The following is a 19468-nucleotide window of genomic DNA, read 5'->3' as shown; positions in this document are numbered from 1 at the left end:
GCTCACGACGCGGCCCCCGGGAAACGCACGCTGACCGCCTGCCCGTGCGCCGGCAGGTCCTCGACGCCGGCCAGGGTGACCACGTGCGGGGCCACCTCACGCAGCGCCTCCTGCGTGTATTCGACCAGGTGGATGCCGCGCAGGAAGGACTGCACCGACAGCCCCGAGGAGTGCCGGGCGCAGCCGCCGGTGGGCAGCACGTGGTTGGAGCCGGCGCAGTAGTCGCCGAGCGACACCGGCGACCAGGCGCCGACGAAGATCGCCCCGGCGTTGCGCACCCGTAGCGCCCACTCGCGGGCGTCCCGGGTCTGGATCTCCAGGTGCTCGGCCGCGTACGCGTCGACCACCCGCAGCCCGGCGTCGAGGTCGTCGACCAGGACGACGCCGCTCTGCTCGCCGGTCAGCGCGGTGGTGACCCGCTCGGCGTGCTTGGTGGCCGGCACCTGCCGGGCCAGTTCCCGCTCGACCGCCTCGACCAGCTCGACCGAGGGGGTCACCAGCACGCTGGCCGCGAGGGGGTCGTGCTCGGCCTGGCTGACCAGGTCGGCGGCGACGTGCGCCGGGTCGGCGGTGTCGTCGGCCAGGATGGCGATCTCGGTCGGGCCGGCCTCGGCGTCGATGCCGACGACGCCCCGCAGCAGCCGCTTGGCGGCGGTGACCCAGATGTTGCCCGGGCCGGTGATCATGTCGACCGGGTCGCAGTACGCGCTGCCCTCGGCGTCGACGGCCGCGCCGTACGCCAGCATCGCCACGGCCTGGGCGCCACCGACGGCGTAGACCTCGTCGACGCCGAGCAGGGCGCAGGCGGCCAGCACCCGGGCGTCGGGCAGCCCGCCGTTGTCCTTCTGCGGCGGGCTCGCCACGACCAGCGAGCGCACCCCGGCCGCCTGGGCCGGCACCACGTTCATCACCACGGTCGACGGGTACATCGCCAGGCCGCCGGGGACGTAGAGGCCGACCCGGTCGACCGGCACCCAGCGCTCGGTCACCGTGCCGCCCGGCACCACCTGGGTGGTGTGGTCGGTGCGGCGCTGGTCGGCGTGCACCTTCCGGGCCCGCGCGATCGACTCCAGCAGCGCCGCGCGCACCTCGGGAGCGAGGGTGCCCTCCGCCTCGGCGATCGCCTCGGCGGGCACCCGCAGCACCTCGGGCGAGATCCCGTCGAAGCGCTCGCTGGCCTCCCGGATCGCCGGGTAACCATGCTCCCGGACCGCCTCCACGAGGGGGCGGATCCGCTCGACGGCCACGGAGACGTCGAGTTGGGCACGGGGCAGCAGACGGCGCGGGTCGCGCACGCCGCCGCGCAGGTCGATCCGGTTCAACACCCTTGCGAGTCTAGGCGGCCCGGCCGGACGGCGACCGGCGCCGCCCGTACGCCGGGACGGTGAGCCGGGACACGCCGCCGCGGCGGGATCGGGCTACGCTCGGACGCGTGACTGCGCGGCTGCCGGTGTTTCCGCTCGGAATGGTCCTCTTTCCCGGCCTGGTGCTGCCGCTGCACATATTCGAGGAGCGCTACCGCGCCCTCGTCCGGCACCTGGTCGCGCTGCCGGAGGACGCCCCGCGCGAGTTCGGGGTGGTGGCCATCCGGGCCGGCTGGGAGGTCGCCCCGACCGGGCCGGACGGGCAGCCGCTGCCCGGCGGCGACGTCACCCTGCACGAGGTGGGCTGCACCGCCGAGCTGCGGCAGGTCACCGAGCGCCCCGACGGCGGCTTCGACATCGTCACGGTGGGCAAGCGCCGGTTCCGCATCGCCGACGTCGACCGCGACGCCGAGCCCTACCTCACGGCCGACGTGGAGTGGCTGCCCGAGCCGGGCGGGCCCGACGAGGTCGCCGACCTGCTCGCCGCCCGGGTGATCTCGGTCTTCCGGCAGTACCTGGGCCTGATCCGCGCCGACCCCGAGGAGCTCTCCGAGCAGCTGCCGGAGGACCCGACGGTGCTGTCGCACCTGGTGGCCGCGACGGCCGTGCTGACCGTGGCCGACCGGCAGCGGCTGCTCGCCATCGACGACACCGCCGCGCGGCTCCGCGCCGAGCTGCGCCTGCTCAACCGCGAGGCGGCGCTGCTGCGCCAGGTGCGGGCGGTTCCGGTGCCGCTGGCGGAGCTGGCGTCCCCGCCGACCCCCAACTGAGCCCGGGCGCTCGATCGGCACCTTCGGCACCGTATTCAGGGGCGCCGAAGCCCCCGCCGTCGGGCTCCCGCTCCGGGCGCAGCGACGGCCAGCGGGACCAGCCGGCCAGCAGGGTGTACGCCACGGCGGCGCCGAACGCGGGCAGCAGCAGGTTGCCGTGCGGCACCGGCAGCACGCCGAGCACCCAGTCGATGCCGCCGGCCCGCAGGTCGGCCGGCTTGTCGAAGGCCCTCCCGACGGGCGCGCTCTCCAGCAGCCGCTCGTAGTCGGCCAGCCCCACCCGACGGCCGACCTGCCAGGCGACCACGGCCGCGCCGAAGGCGCCGAACACGGCGGCGAGCAGGCCGACCGGCCCCCGTACCCGGCGCAGCACGAACCACAGCGCCAGCGCGACGAGCACCCCGAAGCCCAGCCCCAGCAGGCTGAACCAGCCGTCGGCCGCGACCGGCTGCTCCGGCTGCGGCTCGGCGTAGATCGCCCCGTCGGCGACCTTGAGCACGGGCGTGTCCGGCGCGAGCGCGGCCCAGAGCAGCCCGAGCGGCACCCCCAGCACGCTCGCCACGAGCACCGCCAGCAGGGCGAGCCGCACCGCCCGGCCGCGCGGCAGGTCCGGCTCGACCGGCGACGCGAGCGGGTAGCCGGCGGCGTACCCGAGGTCGGCGCCGCCGGGGAGGTACTCCACCGTCCCGCCGTGCGGCGGCGCGCCGGTCGGCGGGTGCCACGGGGCGCCGGTCGTGCCGTGCGGCGGCACGCCGGGGGTGGGGTACGGCGGGACGGGTTCCCGGGCGGGGTACGGGTCGGCGGGGCCGACGCGGGCCGGCGGTCCGGGTTCCGCCTGGGCGGCCGGCGCCCCCGGCTCGTCGGGCCGGCGGTGGGGCCGGTCGGGTTCGGGGGTGTCCGCGCTCACCCGATGATCCTCTCAGGCCCGTGGGCGGCGTGGGTGGCCGGTGGCGGCACACCCGCTCACCGGGCGAACGGCTCCAGCATCATCGCGGCGGCCTTCAACCACGCCTGCCGGGTCTCCTGCTGGAGCTGGTGATATTCGATCGAGGAACCGGTCTCCAGCGCCGGGTCGTACGGCACCACGGCGACGCCCCGGGTCCGGGTCGCGAAGTGCCGCTCCAGGTCGTCCTGCAACGGCGAGCGGCCCGGCGTCGGGCAGGAGATCAGGGTGACAGCGTTGTCGGCCAGCTCCCCCATCCCCACCTCGTGCAGCAGGTCCAGCATCCAGTCGGCGCTGAACGCGGCGTCCTCCCGTGGCACGGTGGTCACCACGAGCTGGTCGGCGGCCTGCATGACGGTGCGCCAGTTGGCGCTCTCCACGTTGTTGCCGGTGTCCACGCAGACCACGTCGTGGGTGCGCCGCAGCAGCTCCAACACCCGCCGGACGGTGAACTGGTCCAGCCGCTGGGCGAACCGCGGACTCTCCTCGCCGGCCAGCACGTCGTACGAGCCGTCGGAGGCGTGCCGCAGGTAGTCGTCCAGGTGCTCCAGCAGCTCGGCGCCCTCCTTGATCTCGACGTGCGCGAGATCGCTGACCAGGTGCCGGATGGTGCGGGCGTGCCGGGCGCTGCCGGCGCGTAGCCCGAGGGTGCCGCGCAGTTCGTTGTCGTCCCAGGCCAGTACGCCCCGCCCGCGTACGCTGCCGACGGTCGCCGCGGCCAGCACGGTGGCGGTGGTCTTGTGCACGCCGCCCTTCGGGTTGGCGAACGCGAGCACCCGGGGGGTGCCCAGCTCGCGGCGGAGCACCCCGACGGCGCGCTCCACCTCGCTCTCCGCGTCGCGGGGCCGCCACTCCACCCGGGGCGGGTAGCTCCGCTCGGCGGCCACCGGCGCGGCTGGCGGGGCTGGCGGGGGCGACGGAGCCGGCGGCGGCTGTGCCTGGTGGGCGGGCCGGTTGCGGTAGCCGTTGTCGAGCACCGCGTAGCGGGACTCGACCGGGGGCGGCTCCTGACGGTAGCCGTTGTCCAGCAGGGCGTAGCGTGACTCGATCGGCCCCGGGCCACGGCGTGGTTCGGACTCGACGCGGGGTGGCGGGGGCTGGGCCGGAACCCGGTACGCCGGCTCGACCGGATACTCGGGATCTGCCCGGTAGGTCGGCTCGGCGGGATCGGAGCGGTACGTCGGCTCGATGGGGCCGGAGCGGTAGGTCGGCTCGATCGGATCGGAACGATAGGTCGGCTCTATCGGATCGGAACGGTAGGTCGGCTCGATGGGATCGGAGCGGTAGGTCGGCTCTATCGGATCGGAACGGTAGGTCGGCTCGATGGGATCGGAGCGGTAGGCGGGCTCGGGCGGGTACTCGGGTTCCCGCCGGTAGCCGGGCTCGGGCGGTTCCAGCCGGTAGGCGGGCTCCACCCGGTAGGTGGCCTCGGCCCGGTAGCCCGCGTCGACCGGCCGGCCGTACTCCGCGCCGTACGGTGGCGGGCCGGGCTCCGGCACGTACGGCGGCTCGGGCGACCGCCCGATGGCCGGCACCCGCGCGGCGAAGCCGTTGCCCGACGAGCGGCGGGGCAGCGGCTCGGGCGGGAGCGGCGGCGGATCGGCGTGCCGGTCGGCCTCGGCCTGCTCGGCCGTGCGGCCGCCGTGGCGGGCCCGGTCGAGCAGCGCCCGCCACCGCGGTGCTGGTTCGGCCGGCCGCCCCCAGCCGGTCTCGCTGCCCTCCACGGCTCGCCCTCCCAGCACCATCGATGTCCGTCTGACAGGCTACGAACGAAACCCTATTCGGACCACACCCGTCTACGCACCTCCGGTTCTTCCTCCCGTCCCCGGGCGGGCGCCGGGGTGCCGCCGGCACCGGCGTCCGCCGAGGTCGACAGGGCCACCGCCGGCGGGCCGCAGCGCGTCGGTCCGGCCGGCCCCGGTGACGGACCGGTCACGTCCCGTGCGGGTTCCGACGTTTCGCCCACGGGCGGAGACAACGGGCTGCCGGACAGCCGGCGGGCCTGCTCGTCGGGGTGTCACGGGTGGGACGGCACTCAGTCGCGCAGGATCTCGAGCGCGCGGCCCAGGTCGTCAGGGTAGTCGCTGACGAAGCGCACCTCGTCGCCCGTGCGGGGGTGCAGGAAGCTCAGCGACCGGGCGTGCAGCCACTGCCTGCTCAGGCCGAGCCGGGCGGAGAGGGTCGGGTCCGCGCCGTAGGTCAGGTCGCCCACGCACGGGTGCCGCAGCGTGGAGAAGTGCACCCGGATCTGGTGGGTGCGCCCGGTCTCCAGCCGGACGTCGACCAGGCTCGCCGCCGGGAACGCCTCGACGGTGTCGTAGTGGGTGATGCTCGGCTTGCCGCCGGAGACTACCGCCCAGCGGTAGTCGTGGGTGGGGTGCCGGTCGATCGGGGCGTCGACGGTGCCGCGCAGCGGGTCGAGGTGCCCCTGCACGACCGCGTGGTAGCGCTTCTCCACCTCGCGGTACTTGAACGCCCGCTTCAACGCGGTGTACGCCTGCTCGCTCTTGGCCACCACCATGACGCCCGTGGTGCCCACGTCGAGCCGGTGCACCACGCCCTGCCGCTCGGCTGCGCCGCTGGTCGAGATGCGGTGCCCGATGGCGGCCAGCGCGCCGATCACCGTCGGGCCGGTCCACCCGGGGCTTGGGTGCGCCGCCACGCCGACCGGCTTGTCCACCACCACGATGTCGTCGTCCGCGTACACCACCCGCAGGCCCGGCACCGCCTGCGGCACCACCGTGGGCGGGGCGACCGGCGCGGGCAGGGTCACCTCCAGCCAGGCGCCGGCCTTGACCCGGTGGGAGTTGGGCCGGGCGATCCCGTCGACCAGCGCGTCGCCGGCGTCGACCAGGGCCGCGGCGGCGGTGCGGGACAGCCCGAACAGCCGCGAGACGGCCTGGTCGAGCCGCGTGCCGTCGAGGCCGTCGGGAACAGGCAGGGAACGGTGGTCGCCGCCGGCGGCGAAGGTGGCCGTCATGCCCGCTCCCGCTGCCCGGCGTCGGCCTGCGCCGCCTCGTCGGTCGACTCCTCGCAGCCGATCCGGCTGCCGTCGCGCTGCCGGCCGGTCAACTCCAGCACCAGCGCGAGCAGCACGCCGCAGACGAGGGCGCTGTCGGCCAGGTTGAACACCGGGAACACCCGGCCGTACGGGGCGAAGACGCTGACCATGTCCACCACGTGGCCCACGAACCAGCCCGGGGCGCGGAAGACCCGGTCGGCGAAGTTGCCGAGCGCCCCGCCCAGCACCAGGCCCAGCGAGATCGCCCAGGGCAGCGAGCGCAGCTTCAGCGCCATCCAGACGATCCACCCGACCACCCCGAGGGTGATCAGCGGGAAGACCCAGGTGTGATCGGCGCCGATGCTCCACGCCGCGCCGCTGTTGCGGGTGAGGCTGAGGTAGACCGCGCCGCCGAGCAGCCTGACCGGTTCCCGGTCCTCCAGGGCCGCCAGGGCGAGGTGCTTGGTGGCGGCGTCGGCGGCGAGCACGGTCAGCGCGAGGCCGAACAGGATAGCGGCGGCCCGTCGGTGGGGCGTGCCGGCCCTCGGCTCGGCGCTGCCGGCGACCGGCTCAGCGCTGCCGGGCCCGGCGGGCGGTGCTTCGGACATCTGCTCCCCATCGACGCTCGCGGCGACGCGTCCGCGCCGCCTCCCATGGCGGCCGGGGAGCGGGCCTCAGCGCCGCTCCTCCAGCTGCTTGCACGTCACGCAGAGGGTGGCTGACGGGAAGGCGGCGAGCCGCTCCACCGGGATCGGGTTGCCGCACCGCTCGCACCACCCGTAGCCACCCTCGTCGAGCCGCTCCAGCGCGCGCTCGACCTGCGTGATCCGTTCCAGGATGCTGTTGGCGAGGGAGATCTCCTGCTCCCGCTCGAACGTCTTGGTCCCGGTGTCGGCCTGGTCGTCCCCGGCCGAGTCGGTCAGCCGGTCGCGCTGCAGCTCGGTGATCTCGCTCAGCGTCCGATCGTACTCGGCGCGCAACTCGTCACGCCGCGCCGCCAGGGCCGCCCGGATCTTCTCGGTCTCCGCAGCGCTGCGGGTGGCCTTCGCCACCGGCTTCCGGCCGGCGGTCCTGGTGTCGGCTGGCTTCGCCATCGTCGCTCCCTCGGCCGCGGAACCGCGGCGGTCCGCGGCACCTGGACGGGGCCGCCGGCATCGGCGCCCCCAGGTACAAAAGGGGCGCGCGGCGACCAGGCCGCGCACTCCGGAGATTCGCAAGAATACGGAACGTACAGGCGCACGACAACGTGCCGCTCCGACGCACCGACGTTCGGCCCCTAATCCCATTCAATCGGGGCAAAAGGAACGCTAGCAGATCACCTGTCGGGGTCCTGGCCGTACTCGCCAAACCAGCGGGCCAGCCGGCCCCGCCGGCTGACCGCCCGCAGCCGTCGCTCCGTCTCGTCGCGCACGCCGGCGGTGGCCACGATCAACATGCTGTCGCCGGTCTTGAGCCGGAAGTCCGGACCGGGCACGACGCCCGCCCCGTCGCGCAGCACCAGGGTCACCGAGGCGCCCAGCGGCAGCCGCAACTCGTCGACGTGCACCCCGGCCAGCCGGGAACCGGGCGGCACCTCCAGCTGGAGCAGGTCCGCGCCCACCCGCTCCAGCGGCGCCGTCTCCACCCGGATCTCCGCCGGCTCCGCGGGTGCGGTCACCCGCAGCCGGCGGGCCACCGGGCCCAGCGTCCCGGTCTGCACCAGCGTGAAGATCACCACCAGTACGAAGACCGCGTCGAAGAGCCGGTCGGCGCCGGGCACCCGTTCCGACAGCGGAATGGTGGCGAGCACGATCGGCACCGCCCCGCGCAGCCCCGCCCAGGACAGGAACGCCTGCTCGCGCAGGTCGAACCGGAACGGCAGCGCGGACGCGGCCACCGACAGCGGCCGGGCCAGCAGCACCAGCGCCAGCCCGGCGACCACGGCCGGCAGCACGGCCGAGCCCAGCCGGCCCGGCGAGACGAGCAGCCCGAGCAGCACGAAGAGCCCGATCTGGGCCAGCCACGCCAGGCCGTCGGCGAAGCCCAGGATCGCCTGCCGGTGCGGCAGTCGCGCGTTGCCGAGGACGACGCCCGCCACGTAGACGGCGAGGAAGCCCGAGGCGTGCAGCACCGCGGCGGCGGCGTAGGCGAACACCGTCAGCCCGACCGCAGCGATCGGGTAGAGCCCCGCCGACGGCAGCGCCGCCCGGCGCAGCGCCCACCGACCGCCGAGACCGGCCGCGAAGCCGACCCCCGCACCGACGCCCAGCTCGTAGCTCACCAGGGAGATCTCGTACCACCACGGGTGGGTGATCCCCTCCCGGGACAGCAGCACCACCAGCAGCACGACCGGCGCGTCGTTCATCCCCGACTCCGCCTCGAGGGTGGCCACCAGGCGGGGCGGCAGCCGCAGCCGGCGCAGCGTGGCGAAGATCGCCGCCGCGTCGGTGGAGGAGAGCACCGCGCCGTAGAGCAGCGCCAACCGCCAGTCCAGTCCCAGCAGCAGGTGTACGACGAGGCCGACGACCAGGATGCTGACCACCACGCCGACCGTGGAGAGCAGGGCGGCCAGCCCGAGCACCGGGCGCAGGGCGCTCCACCGGGCGGTCAGCCCGCCCTCGGCGATGATCACGATGAGCGCGCAGAAGCCCAGGGTCCGGGTCAGTTCCGCGTCGTCGAAGCGGATGCCCAGCCCCGCCTTCCCGATCGCCACCCCGAGGGCCAGGTAGAACAGCAGGCTCGGCACCCCGAGCCGGGTGGAGAGCCGGACCGCGCCCACCGCCACGAGCAGGACAGCCGCACCGAGCAGAAGCGCGACATCCAGCCCGGACGTCACCGCCGCCCGGTCCCGGCCTCGGTCACCCGGCGGCTCCGTCGCGCAGCCGGCGCAGTGTCTCCGCCAGTTCGGTGGCGGGGCCCTCCACCAGGAAGAGCTTGTCGCGGCTGGCCGCGCCGACCCGCAACGACACCACGGCCGGCCGTACGCCGAGCGCGCCGGCCAGCGCCCGCCGGGCGGCCTCGGTGGCCCGCCCGTCCACGGCCGGCGCGTTCACCGCGATCACGAGCGCGGGCCCGTGCGGCCCGTCGAAGCGACCCCCGACCCGGGCCCGGGCGGAGCCGGGCTTCACCCGGACCGCGACGGTCAGCGTGGCATCCACGGGAGGCGGCCGGCCGCTCAGAGCCGACCGGCGTCGGCGAGCAGGGCGGTGTCGGGCGCGCAGCGGGCGCACGGAGTGAAGCCGAGGTCGACGGCCTCGGCGACCGGAAGCGGCTCGTGCCGCCGTCCCGCGAGGTACGCGCAGTCGGCGAGGTGGTAGCGGGGTCGCCCGTCGACCACCCGGACCTCGGCGTCGAGGCGGGCCACCCGGGCGGCCTCGATCGGCGTGACGTCCTGCGCGGGCGGCTCGTCGTCCGGCGCGGCCGGATGGGCGTGGACGTCGTCGTGCGGTGCGGCCGGATGGGCGCGGACGTCGTCGTCCGGCGCGACCGGATGGGCGCGGACGTCGTCATCCGGCGCGACCGGTCGGGCCCACGACGGGGCGGCTCGGACGTGGTCCTCGGTCGCCGGCGGCTCGGGCGGTTGCCGCCACCCGGTGCCGTCGGCGTCGACCGTGGAAGGAACGTGCTGGACGGGGATCTCCGGCTCCGCCGGCGGCGCGGCGGCGAAGGCGGGCCCAGTCGAGCGCGTCGCCCGACGGGGCCGCCACCCCGGCCGGCCCGGATCCGCCGTCGCCCGGTGCACGGCCGCCTGGCGGGCGCCCGCGACCAACGCGACGGCGGCCAGCAGGCTGGCCGCGATGGAGAGGGTCAGGAAAACGCTGGAGCCACCGGCCAGGCCGAGCACCAGCAGCACCACCGCGACGAGGATGAGCAGGAGACTGGCGACTATCACGGCTCACCCCCGCCGCGTCGTGCTGATGAGGCGAGGTCGGCGACCGTCATGGTGGCGACGGTCGCCGACCAATGGTTCAGCGGCCGGCTTCGAGAGCGCCGGAGCGACCGCCGCCGTAGGAACCGGCGAGACCTGCTGCGGCCAGCCCGTTGCCGCTGCCGGCGGCCCGGGTGCCCTCGCGGGTCATCTCGACCTCCAGGCCCTGGCCGCGACCGTCGAGGTCGCGCAGCTGGCTCTCCAGGTAGGCCTTGAGGCGGGTGCGGTACTCGCGCTCGAACTGCTTGAGCTCCTCGATGTGCTTCTGCAGGGCGGTGCGCTTGGCGTCCAGGCCGCCCATGGCCTCCTGGTGCCGCTGGCGGGCGTCGCGCTCCAGGGCGTCGGCCTTGGCGCGGGCCTCGCGGGTGACCTCCTCGGCCTTGGAACGGGCCTCGGAGAGCAGCTGGTCGGCCTCGCGACGGGCGTCGGAGACGTGGTCGTCGGCGGTCCGCTGGGCCATCATCAGCACCCGCAGCGCCTGCTGCTCGCCGTCGGCGCCACCGACGGCCGGGCCGCCGGCGGAGCGGGTCTGCTCCAGCTCGGCCTGCATCGCGCGGGCGGCCTGCTCGGCCGCCGCCTTGTCGCGCTGCACCCGGTCGAGCTGGGCCTTGACGTCGTTGAGCTCCGCCGCGAGACGGGCGTCGCCGCCGGGGCCGGCGGGGGCGCCACCACGGCCGCCACGCTCCACCTGGGCGCGCAGCTCGTTGTTCTCCTCGATGAGCCGGGCAAGCTCACGCTCGACCTCGTCGAGGAAAGCGTCGACCTCCTCCTCGTCGTAGCCCCGCTTGCCGATCGGCGGCTTTTTGAAGGCGACGTTGTGGACGTCGGCCGGGGTCAGCGGCATCGAAACTCCTCGGGTCAGTTGCGGCCGCGAAAGCGCGTCGCTCATCAGACGGTGCCGATGATCGACCGCCTCAACACGAACTCCATCAGCACGAACAGGATAACCAGGAGCACAAGTGAGGCCAGGTCGATGCTCACGGTACCAATTCGCAACGGAGGGATCACACGCCTCAACGCGTTGAGAGGGGGATCAGTGACGCTCCACACGATTTCCAAGCCCACCGATGCCCCACGTCCCGGCTGCCAGCGGCGGCCGTACTGCAGGACGGCGCTCAGGACGAACCGGGCCAGCAGGACGAGCAGGAAGAAGTAGAGCACCAGATACAGCACTTGCAGCACGATCGACAACACGGCAGGCGACGTCCCTCGGGTCGGGCGGGGCTAGCTCAGGCTGAAGAAGCCGCCCTCGGCGATCTTGGCCTTGTCCTCCGCGGTGACCTGGACATTGGCCGGTGAGAGCAGGAACACCCGATTGGTCACGCGCTCGATCGTACCCCGCAGCCCGAACGCGAGGCCGGCGGCGAAGTCGACAAGTCGACGCGCATCGGCCTCGTCCATCTCGGTGAGGTTGATGATCACCGGAACGCCGTCGCGGAAGTGCTCGCCGATGGTGCGCGCCTCCCGGTACGTGGTGGGGTGCAGCGTGGTGATCTGGTAGCGCTGCTCCTCCTCGGCGAGCACCGTGCGCTCCCGGGGCTGCGCCTGCGGCGCCAGGGCCAGGTTGTCGCGGGTGTGGTAGGTCAGCGCGCCCGAGGTCTCCGCGGCCGACGGACGGGTGATGGAGCGGACGCTGGACCGCTCGGCCCGCTCCGGCCGGTCGGTGTCGCCCCGCTCGACGTCGGCCGCCCGGGCGGCGGCACGCTCGGAGAGCCGGCCACGGTCGCCGAGGCGGGACCGGGGCGCCGGCGGCTCCTCGGAGTCGTCCTCCTCGTCGTCGCCGAACTCCTCCGAGTACCGGCTCTGCCGGTAACGCGAATCGCGGTAGCCACCCTTGTCGTAGCCACCGTCGTCGTAGGCCCGCTCGTCGTCCTCTTCGACCAGACCGAGCCAGACCCCCGCCTTGCGCAGTGCACCCATCCCGCGCCCTTCCCGTCCGCCGTGCGGCACGCGCCCCCGTACCCGTGTCGCTTCTCGCGAGTGGACCACTACTCTGCCCACCGGAGCGGACCGGCAATCCCCTGGCGCGCGATTCGCGTCGCACGCCACGACCCCCGACCGCGGGACGCCGCTCCCTCAAACAACACAGATGTAATTTGCTTCCCGCAGTCAGGCTACCGCAGCGTGGGACGCATTCCGAGCAACGCGCTACCGACGCGGACATGTGTCGCGCCGTACCGGATCGCGATTTCCAGGTCGCCGCTCATCCCGGCGGAAAGTGCGACGGCTCCCGGATGGACCGCCCTGAACTTGGCGGCCACCTCGGCCAACCGCGCGAACGCCCGCTCCGGCTCCCAACCCAGCGGCGCCACCGCCATCAGGCCGGCCAACCGCAGCGCCTCCGCGCCGGCCACGGCCTCGGCCACCGCGTCGAGCCCGGCGTCCTGGTCGGCCGAATCCGGCAGCGCTCCACCCCGGGCCACGTCACCGTCGATGCTCACCTGGAGCAGCACCTCCAGCGGCCGGTCCCGGACCGCGACCGACGCCGTGTCCAGCGCCCGCGCCAACCGGACACTGTCGACCGAGTGCACGACGTCCGCGTAGCGGACCACCGACCGGGCCTTGTTGCGCTGCAACTGCCCGATGAAGTGCCACCGGGGCGTGACCCCGGCCGCCGCCACCTCGGCCGCCTTGGCGGACGCCTCCTGGTCGCGGTTCTCCCCCACGTCGAGGACGCCGAGCCCGGCCAGCGCCACCACGTCGCCGGCCGGGTAGGTCTTGGTCACCGCGATCATGGTGACCTCGGAGTCGTCGCGCCCCGCGGCGGCACAGGCGCCCGCGATCCGGGACCGTACGTGGTCCACACCGGCTGCGATCTCGGCGCGCCGGTCGGGGCGCACGGTGTCTGGGCTGTCGGTCATCGGTGTACTCAGGAACCGTTCTTGAGGAAGTCGGGCACGTCGACGTCGTCGAAGAGCACCCGGCGGGGCGACTGCTGCGGGGCCGGCATGGTGGCCGGTGGCGCGACCGGGGTGCTCGGCTGCGTCGGCTGGTTCTGGTTGCTCTTGCGGGACGACTCGGCCGCCTTGTACGCGGGCGCACCCCCGTCGAAGCCCGCCGCGATGACGGTGACCCGCACCTCGTCGCCGAGGGCGTCGTCGATGACGGCGCCGAAGATGATGTTGGCGTCGGGGTGGGCCGCGTCGGTGACGAGCTGGGCGGCGTCGTTGATCTCGAACAGGCCCAGGTCCGACCCGCCGGCGATGGAGAGCAGCACGCCGCGCGCGCCGTCCATGCTCTGCTCCAGCAGCGGGCTGGAGATCGCCGCCTCGGCCGCCTCGACGGCACGGTTCTCGCCGCGCGCGCTGCCGATGCCCATGAGCGCGCTGCCGGCGCCGCTCATCACGCTCTTGACGTCGGCGAAGTCCAGGTTGATCAGACCCGGCGTGGTGATCAGGTCGGTGATGCCCTGGACGCCGGAGAGCAGCACCTGGTCGGCGGTGCGGAACGCGTCCATCATGCTGATGTTGCGGTCGCCGAGCGCCAACAGCCGGTCGTTGGGGATGACGATCAGCGTGTCGCACTGGTTGCGCAGCTCGTCTATTCCGGACTCCGCCTGCACCTGGCGGCGCTTGCCCTCGAACGAGAACGGCCGGGTGACCACGCCGATGGTCAGCGCGCCGAGCTTGCGGGCGATGTTCGCCACGACGGGCGCCCCGCCGGTGCCGGTGCCGCCGCCCTCGCCGCAGGTCACGAAGACCATGTCGGCGCCCTTGAGCACCTCCTCGATCTCGTCGCGGTGGTCCTCGGCGGCGTTCTTGCCGACGTCGGGGTTGGCGCCGGCACCGAGGCCACGGGTCAGCTCACGGCCGACGTCGAGCTTCACGTCGGCGTCGCTCATGAGCAACGCCTGCGCGTCGGTGTTGATCGCGATGAACTCGACGCCCTTGAGCCCAACCTCGATCATCCGGTTGACGGCGTTGACGCCGCCGCCACCGATGCCGACGACCTTGATGACCGCCAGGTAGTTGTGCGGAGGTGTCATCTCCGGTCCTTTCCCTTCGAGATTGGCATGGGCCGACCGGGTGGGGCCTGGCCAGACCAGCGGTCGACGAGAGCTGTCTCCAGCGCGGATCAGGGTCAAACCCTCACCCTCTACTAGAGGCTTACAGTTATGTCAACCACTGATCCCCTTCGGGGCAACGTAAGCGCCCTCACGCGATGAGCCAAGGACCCGCTCGGCGTGTCGCCCCCGGAGCGGGGCGGGTCACGTCGCGGTTGAGCGGCCGGTCACCGCAGCGTAACCACGTCCGGCGCGCTGACGTCGATGGTGTCGGCCTTGCGGTCGAGCAGCGCGCTGGCCACCCGGGCCTTGTCGGCGCCCCGGGTCGCGTCCCCCCAGACCACCACCCGGCCACCGCGCAGCCGCAGCGTGATCCGGGCCAGCCCCTCGACGGTCACGTCCACCAGCTCGGCGCGCAGCTGCGGGGTGAGCGCGCCGAGCACCTCCAGCGCCGCCCGGGTCGGCCCGTCGTCCGGCCCCGGCTCGGCGAGCCGGACCACCGGCAGGCCGTCCGGCGGTCGTGGCGCGTTGCGGAAGACCACGCCCGCGCGGTCGATCACCGCGAACTGCTGCCCGCGCGGCACCACCGCCACCGGTGTGCGCTCCGTCACCCGTACCACCAGCGCGTCCGGCCAGTCCCGGGTCACCACCGCCCGCTCCACCGCCGGCAGCCCGCCGACCCGCCGCGCGGTGGCGGCCAGGTCCACCCGGGCCAGCGGGGCCCCGTCGGGCACCGCGGCCGCGTCGCGGACCTGCACCGTCGTGACCAGCTCGGCGCCCTCGACACGAACCTCGCGCACCCCGAACAGGCCGGTGCCGAGCACGGTCCAGGCGAGCATCCCGGCGAGCGCGAGCACGCCCGCGGTGACCGCCCACGGCAGCGCCGCGCGCATCCGACGCTGCCGGGCCCGGGCCATGAACCGGCGGGTCGAGGCGGGCACCGCGTCGCTGCCTGCCCGGACCAGCTGCCACCGACGCACCGAGGCGCGCCGGCCCCCGCCGTCCGCGCCAGTGGTGCGCCCCCGCGCCGGGCCGGAACTCATCCGGCCGCGGGCGCCGCGCCGTCCGGGACCGCGCCGCCGGCCCCGCCGACGCCGGGGACGGTGCCGCCGATGGTCGTGCTCCCGCCCGCGTCGCCACCGGGCGTCGTGCCCGCCGGCGCCGCCGGATCGGCGGTACGCGCGGACAGCGCTGCCAACAGTTGGTCGCCCATCAGGGAGATCGGCGGGGCGCCCATGGTCACCACGACGTCGCCGGGGCGGGCCCGCCGGGCCACCTCCACCGGCGCGTCCTCCCACGAGTCCACGAAGACCTTTCGCTCCGCCGGCAACGCCACCGCCTCGATCAGGGCCGCCGACCCCTCCCCCGGCTCACGCAGCTCGCCCGGGCCGAAGACCTCCAGCAGCACCAGCTCGTCGGCGATGGCCAGTGCTTCGGCGATCTCCGCCTGGAGCTCCCGGGTGCGGTAGAGCCGGTAGGGCTGGAAGACGACGATCAGCCGGCCGTCCCCGGCCACCTCGCGCAGCGTCTGCAACGCCAGCGTCATCGAGGTCGGGTGGTAGGCGTACTCGTCGTAGACCAGCACGTCGTCCGCCGCGCCCTTGCGCTCGAAGCGCCGCCGTACGCCGGGGAACGCCGCGAGCGCGCCCTCCGCCGCCTCCAGCGACAGCCCCAGCAGGTACGCCGTCAGCACGGCCGAGGCGCTGTTGAGCCCCATGTGCCGCCCGGGCACCGGCAGCCGGAACTCGCCGAGCGACCGCCCGTCGATGCTGGCGATGTAGCGCACCCCCCGGGCCGACGAGGCCATGTCGGTCAGCCGCAGGTCGGCGTCGGCCGCCTCGCCGTAGGTGTGCACCCGGCGGCCCTCCGCGCGCAGCGTCTCCGCCAGCCGCCGGCCGCCCGGGTCGTCGGCGCAGGTGATGATGAAGCCGTCCGGGTCGGTGAGCCGGGCGAACTCGGCGAAGGTCGCCTCCAGCGTGGCGAGGTCGCCGTAGGTGTTCAGGTGGTCGGCCTCGATGTTGGTGATGATCGAGACGTACGGGCGGTAGATCAGGAAGGAACGGTCGCTCTCGTCCGCCTCGACCACGAAGTGCTCGCCCGTGCCGTGGTGTGCGCCCGAGCCGACCTCGGAGATCTCCCCACCGATCACGAAGGACGGATCCTGCCCGGCCTGCTGGAGCACCATGGTGACCATCGAGGTGGTGGTGGTCTTGCCGTGGGTGCCCGCGACCGCCACCGTCCGGCGGCCCGTCATCGCGGCGGCCAGCGCCTCGGAGCGGTGCAGTACGCGCAGCCCGCGCCGGCGCGCCTCCACCATCTCCAGGTGGTCCTGCGGGATCGCCGAGGAGTAGACGACCGTGTCGACGCCGTCGAGGTTGGACGCCTCGTGACTCATGTGGATCGTGCCGCCGAGAGCGCGCATGCCGGCCAGCGAGGGCCACTCCCGCAGTTCGCTGCCGGAGACCCGGATGCCCCGGGTCAGGAAGAGCCGGGCCAACCCGCTCATGCCGACCCCGCCGACCCCGATCAGGTGGATCGTGCCCAGGTCCTCGGCGGTCAGCGTGCCGGCCGGGGTGAACTGTGCGGTATTCATGCCGGGTACCTTCCCGTCGCGGCGGCCACACTCACGGATGCCAGCCTTTCGTTCGCGACTGCGGGGCTCCGCTGCGCTGCACTCCTCGCGCTCACCGGTGCCCGCCTTTCGTTCGCGACTGCGGGGCTCCGCTGCGCTGCACTCCTCGCGCTCACCGGGCCACCGCCTCGTAGACGAAGTTGAGCAGCGCCTCGTCGCCGTCCCGGCGGCCGTAGCCGGCAGCGGCGGCGCCCATCGCGTGCAGCCGGTGCGGGTCGCGGATCAGCGGGATGACGGTCCGCTCGACCCAGTCCGGGGTCAGCTCGGCGTCGTCGACGAGCAGCCCGCCGCCGGCCTCCACGACGGGCAGCGCGTTGCGCTTCTGCTCCTGGTTGCTGTGCGGGTACGGCACGTAGATGGTGGGCAGCCCGATCGCGGCCACCTCCGCGCAGGTCATCGCCCCGCCCCGGCCGAGCATCAGGTCCGCCGCGGCGTAGCCGGCCTCCATCTCGGACAGGTAGGGCAGCGTCACGTACGGCACCGGCAGGTCGGTGGGGATCGGCACCGGCTCGTTGCGGGCGCCGATCACGTGCAGCACCTGCACGCCGTTGCGGGCGAGTTCCTTGGCCGCCCCGGCGACGGCGAGGTTGATCGAGCGGGCGCCCTGCGAGCCGCCGGCGACGAAGAGCACCGGCAGGTCCGGACGGAGCCCGAAGTGCGCCCGGGCCGCGTTGCGCATGGCGAACCGGTCCAGCCCGGCGATGCCCCGGCGCAGCGGCACGCCCACCACCCGGGCGCCGCGCAGGGACTCGGCCTGGGCGGGCTGGTGCGGGAAGCCGACCGCGACGTGGTCGGTGAACCGCATCCCCAGCCGGTTGGCCACCCCCGGCGGCACGTTGACCTCGTGGATGACGATCGGCAGCTCGCGCCGCCAGGCGGCGAGGTAGGCCGGCACGGAGACGTACCCGCCGAAGCCGACCACCACGTCGGCGCGCACCTCGTCGATGACCTTGCCCGCGGCGCGCGCCGCGGTCCACATCCGCCCGGGGGTCTTGACCAGGTTCATGTTCACCGACCGGGGCAGCTGGTAGGCCGGGATCTGCCGCAGATCGTAGCCCTGCGGCGGGATCAGCTCGTTCTCCAGCCCCTTGGGTGTGCCCAGGCAGGTGATCCGGACGCCGGGGTCGTGTCGGCGCAGGCAGTCGGCGAAGGCGAGCAGCGGGTAGATGTGCCCCCCGGTGCCACCTCCCGCGAGCACCACCGAACGCAGCGGACCCATCAACGTCTCCTCTCGTCCGCCGACCCGCGGCGGGTCCGGGCCAGCCGGACACCGCGCGGTGCGGCCTGTTCGTCTTCTCGCCGCTCCCGCGACCGGGGTACGGACCCTCGGGCAGCCGGGGGCGCCGCCGGGCGGCGGCGTCGCCCGGGAAGCGGCGGCAACGGGGCCCAGAGTAGTCGGACCCATCGGGCCGGCGGACGGGCATGCAGCGCTCTGGCGGCGTCGGGTTCGGCGCGGGCGAAGGAGGCGAGCATCCCGATCGCGGCGAGGGTCACGACCAGGGCGCTGCCGCCGTCGGAGATGAACGGCAGCGGCACACCGGTGAGCGGCAGCAGGCCGACCACCCCGCCGATGTTGATCACGGCCTGGCCGACCAGCCAGGCGGTCGCCGCCGCGGCCGCGAGCCGGCGGAACGGGTCCTCGACCCTTCGGGCGATCCGCAGCCCGGTGTACGCCAGCACGGCGAAGAGCACCACCACCACCACGCACCCGACGACGCCCAGCTCCTCGGCGACCACGGCGAAGATGAAGTCGTTCTCCGCCGCCGGCAGCCACTGCCACTTGGCGATGCTCTTGCCCAGGCCGACGCCGAACCACCCGCCGTTCTCGATGGCGTAGCGCGCCTGGGCGATCTGGTAGCAGTCGGCCAGCTTGCACTCGTCCGGCGGCGGCGGGTTGATGAAGGCGGTCAGCCGGGCCAGCCGGTAGTTCTTCTCGCCCGTCTCGCCGGAGCCGGCGCCGAGCGAGGCCACCGCGACCAGCAGGCCGATGCCGAGCAGGCCCGCCGCCGAGAGCGCGGCGAAGACCCGCTTGCGTACGCCGGCCGCCCAGAGCAGGCCCACCACCAGGGCGAGCAGGCAGAGCATGGTGCCCAGGTCGTTGTAGCCGACGAGGACGAAGAGCAGGCCCACCACCGGGAAGAGGGGGGTGGCCAGCTCGCGCCACCAGCCCAGCGCGGCGCCCTTGCGGGCGATCACGTGGGCGCCCCAGAGCACCAGGGCGAACTTGGCCAGCTCGGAGGGTTGCAGCTGGATGCCGCCGACGAAGAGCCAGAGCAGCCGGGCCTCGACGGGCCCGATGCGGGCGGGGCTGTCGGTCAGCCGGGCGTACGCGAGCAGCAGGTTGAGCACCAGCAGCAGGCCGATGGCGGTGAACAGCATCGGGCGGCCCAGGGACCGGTAGGTCGTCGCGGGCAGCCGCTGGCAGGCCCAGAACGCGACGATGCCGATCACGGCGAAGATCGCCTGCTTGACCAGGGACGTGGAGGCATTGCCGTTCGCCGCGTAGTCCCGGACGCTGGTGGCCGAGAAGACCATGGTGAGGCCGATCAGCAGCAGCAGCCCGGCGCTGGACAGCAGCAGGTAGTAGGAGGCCAGTGGCCGGTCCAGCAACCCGCGCAGCGCGGCCAGCCCGCCGGCGGCGTCCAGCCCGTGCGGCACCTGGGGCCCCGGGGCGTCCGACCCCCGGGTCGCGGCCGGCGCGTCGCGCGTACGCCTGCCTCCCGGCGACCGCCCGGGTGTCCCCTCTGCCGTGACCTCGATGCCTCTTCCCTCCCCCACCCGACCATCATGGCGGTTTCCCGGGGTCGCCACCGGCGCAACCGGCCGGTCGGCGTGTCGGGCTTGCGTC

The 19468-nt window shown here is 74.3% G+C and carries 19 protein-coding genes; 1 reads left to right on the top strand and 18 read right to left on the bottom strand.

Translation table 11 applies throughout. The features are described 5' to 3' along the window. Positions 1 to 2 precede the first annotated feature (2 nt). Positions 3 to 1325 carry a histidinol dehydrogenase gene (gene hisD / locus ACGFIG_RS13000; RefSeq protein ID WP_393002249.1) on the bottom strand — a complete coding sequence of 441 codons (1323 nt, stop codon included), beginning with the start codon at positions 1323 to 1325 and terminating at the stop codon, positions 3 to 5. 107 nt (positions 1326 to 1432) lie between these two features. On the opposite strand from hisD, the gene ACGFIG_RS12995 reads away from it, so the two are divergent. Continuing rightward, positions 1433 to 2134, top strand: a complete 702-nt coding sequence (locus tag ACGFIG_RS12995; RefSeq protein ID WP_393002247.1) for an LON peptidase substrate-binding domain-containing protein — start codon at positions 1433 to 1435, stop codon at positions 2132 to 2134. Here ACGFIG_RS12995 and ACGFIG_RS12990 read toward each other — a convergent pair. The 17 genes from ACGFIG_RS12990 to ACGFIG_RS12910 form a co-directional block, all read right to left on the bottom strand. Further along, complete coding sequence (locus tag ACGFIG_RS12990) at positions 2049 to 3041, bottom strand: DUF2567 domain-containing protein (RefSeq protein WP_393002245.1); 993 nt, start codon at positions 3039 to 3041, stop codon at positions 2049 to 2051. The two genes, ACGFIG_RS12995 and ACGFIG_RS12990, sit on opposite strands and share 86 nt — an antisense overlap. 56 nt (positions 3042 to 3097) lie before the next feature. Continuing rightward, on the bottom strand, positions 3098 to 4801 hold the full coding sequence (locus ACGFIG_RS12985) for an AAA family ATPase (protein ID WP_393002243.1): 1704 nt from the start codon (positions 4799 to 4801) through the stop codon (positions 3098 to 3100). Between the two features lie 311 nt (positions 4802 to 5112). Next, positions 5113 to 6057 carry an RluA family pseudouridine synthase gene (locus ACGFIG_RS12980; RefSeq protein WP_393002241.1) on the bottom strand — a complete coding sequence of 315 codons (945 nt, stop codon included), beginning with the start codon at positions 6055 to 6057 and terminating at the stop codon, positions 5113 to 5115. Beyond that, positions 6054 to 6686 (bottom strand): signal peptidase II, encoded by a 633-nt coding sequence (gene lspA / locus ACGFIG_RS12975; RefSeq protein WP_393002239.1) that lies wholly within the window; start codon positions 6684 to 6686, stop codon positions 6054 to 6056. The genes ACGFIG_RS12980 and lspA overlap by 4 nt, the downstream gene beginning before the upstream one ends. A gap of 66 nt (positions 6687 to 6752) precedes the next feature. Continuing rightward, positions 6753 to 7172, bottom strand: coding sequence for a TraR/DksA C4-type zinc finger protein (locus ACGFIG_RS12970; protein WP_121400566.1), 420 nt, complete (start codon positions 7170 to 7172; stop codon positions 6753 to 6755). 221 nt (positions 7173 to 7393) lie between these two features. Continuing rightward, a complete protein-coding gene (locus tag ACGFIG_RS12965; RefSeq protein WP_393002237.1) occupies positions 7394 to 8893 on the bottom strand; it encodes a potassium/proton antiporter in 1500 nt (499 codons plus the stop codon). Between the two features lie 22 nt (positions 8894 to 8915). After that, positions 8916 to 9215 (bottom strand): DUF167 domain-containing protein, encoded by a 300-nt coding sequence (locus ACGFIG_RS12960; protein ID WP_393002235.1) that lies wholly within the window; start codon positions 9213 to 9215, stop codon positions 8916 to 8918. Between the two features lie 17 nt (positions 9216 to 9232). After that, entirely contained in the window at positions 9233 to 9949 is a 717-nt protein-coding gene (locus ACGFIG_RS12955; RefSeq protein ID WP_393002233.1) for a hypothetical protein, read from the bottom strand. A 76-nt stretch (positions 9950 to 10025) separates the two neighbouring features. Continuing rightward, the gene (locus ACGFIG_RS12950) at positions 10026 to 10829 is read right to left on the bottom strand and encodes a DivIVA domain-containing protein (protein WP_393002231.1); all 804 of its coding nucleotides are present in this window, start codon (positions 10827 to 10829) and stop codon (positions 10026 to 10028) included. Between the two features lie 44 nt (positions 10830 to 10873). Continuing rightward, on the bottom strand, positions 10874 to 11179 hold the full coding sequence (locus ACGFIG_RS12945; protein WP_088999245.1) for a YggT family protein: 306 nt from the start codon (positions 11177 to 11179) through the stop codon (positions 10874 to 10876). A 30-nt stretch (positions 11180 to 11209) separates the two neighbouring features. Further along, positions 11210 to 11905 (bottom strand): cell division protein SepF, encoded by a 696-nt coding sequence (locus ACGFIG_RS12940; RefSeq protein ID WP_393002229.1) that lies wholly within the window; start codon positions 11903 to 11905, stop codon positions 11210 to 11212. Positions 11906 to 12099: 194 nt separating this feature from the next. Continuing rightward, positions 12100 to 12846, bottom strand: coding sequence for a YggS family pyridoxal phosphate-dependent enzyme (locus tag ACGFIG_RS12935; RefSeq protein WP_393002227.1), 747 nt, complete (start codon positions 12844 to 12846; stop codon positions 12100 to 12102). Positions 12847 to 12854: 8 nt separating this feature from the next. After that, the gene (gene ftsZ / locus ACGFIG_RS12930; RefSeq protein ID WP_393002225.1) at positions 12855 to 13970 is read right to left on the bottom strand and encodes a cell division protein FtsZ; all 1116 of its coding nucleotides are present in this window, start codon (positions 13968 to 13970) and stop codon (positions 12855 to 12857) included. A gap of 245 nt (positions 13971 to 14215) precedes the next feature. Further along, complete coding sequence (locus tag ACGFIG_RS12925) at positions 14216 to 15031, bottom strand: cell division protein FtsQ/DivIB (RefSeq protein WP_393002223.1); 816 nt, start codon at positions 15029 to 15031, stop codon at positions 14216 to 14218. Further along, complete coding sequence (gene murC / locus ACGFIG_RS12920; RefSeq protein ID WP_393002221.1) at positions 15028 to 16581, bottom strand: UDP-N-acetylmuramate--L-alanine ligase; 1554 nt, start codon at positions 16579 to 16581, stop codon at positions 15028 to 15030. Before murC ends, ACGFIG_RS12925 begins: the two co-directional genes overlap by 4 nt. Positions 16582 to 16732: 151 nt before the next feature. Then, complete coding sequence (murG, locus tag ACGFIG_RS12915; protein WP_393002219.1) at positions 16733 to 17839, bottom strand: undecaprenyldiphospho-muramoylpentapeptide beta-N-acetylglucosaminyltransferase; 1107 nt, start codon at positions 17837 to 17839, stop codon at positions 16733 to 16735. Continuing rightward, complete coding sequence (locus ACGFIG_RS12910) at positions 17839 to 19248, bottom strand: FtsW/RodA/SpoVE family cell cycle protein (RefSeq protein ID WP_393002911.1); 1410 nt, start codon at positions 19246 to 19248, stop codon at positions 17839 to 17841. The genes murG and ACGFIG_RS12910 overlap by 1 nt, the downstream gene beginning before the upstream one ends. Positions 19249 to 19468 lie beyond the last annotated feature (220 nt).

The sequence above is a fragment of the Micromonospora sp. NPDC049048 genome, assembly GCF_043197615.1.
In the GTDB taxonomy this organism is placed as follows: Bacteria; Actinomycetota; Actinomycetes; order Mycobacteriales; family Micromonosporaceae; genus Micromonospora.
The sequence above is the reverse complement of the archived record's forward strand: the minus strand, read 5'-3'. Positions and strand labels throughout refer to the sequence as shown.

Excerpts from the sequence above, each read along its gene's own strand:
- ACGFIG_RS12980 (WP_393002241.1), bottom strand. The coding sequence starts at position 6,057 with ATGACGGCCACCTTCGCCGCCGGCGGCGACCACCGTTCCCTGCCTGTT.
- ACGFIG_RS12940 (WP_393002229.1), bottom strand. The coding sequence starts at position 11,905 with ATGGGTGCACTGCGCAAGGCGGGGGTCTGGCTCGGTCTGGTCGAAGAG.
- murC (WP_393002221.1), bottom strand. The coding sequence starts at position 16,581 with ATGAATACCGCACAGTTCACCCCGGCCGGCACGCTGACCGCCGAGGAC.
- ftsZ (WP_393002225.1), bottom strand. The coding sequence starts at position 13,970 with ATGACACCTCCGCACAACTACCTGGCGGTCATCAAGGTCGTCGGCATC.
- lspA (WP_393002239.1), bottom strand. The coding sequence starts at position 6,686 with ATGTCCGAAGCACCGCCCGCCGGGCCCGGCAGCGCTGAGCCGGTCGCC.
- murG (WP_393002219.1), bottom strand. The coding sequence starts at position 17,839 with ATGGGTCCGCTGCGTTCGGTGGTGCTCGCGGGAGGTGGCACCGGGGGG.
- ACGFIG_RS12970 (WP_121400566.1), bottom strand. The coding sequence starts at position 7,172 with ATGGCGAAGCCAGCCGACACCAGGACCGCCGGCCGGAAGCCGGTGGCG.
- ACGFIG_RS12950 (WP_393002231.1), bottom strand. The coding sequence starts at position 10,829 with ATGCCGCTGACCCCGGCCGACGTCCACAACGTCGCCTTCAAAAAGCCG.
- ACGFIG_RS12935 (WP_393002227.1), bottom strand. The coding sequence starts at position 12,846 with ATGACCGACAGCCCAGACACCGTGCGCCCCGACCGGCGCGCCGAGATC.
- ACGFIG_RS12925 (WP_393002223.1), bottom strand. The coding sequence starts at position 15,031 with ATGAGTTCCGGCCCGGCGCGGGGGCGCACCACTGGCGCGGACGGCGGG.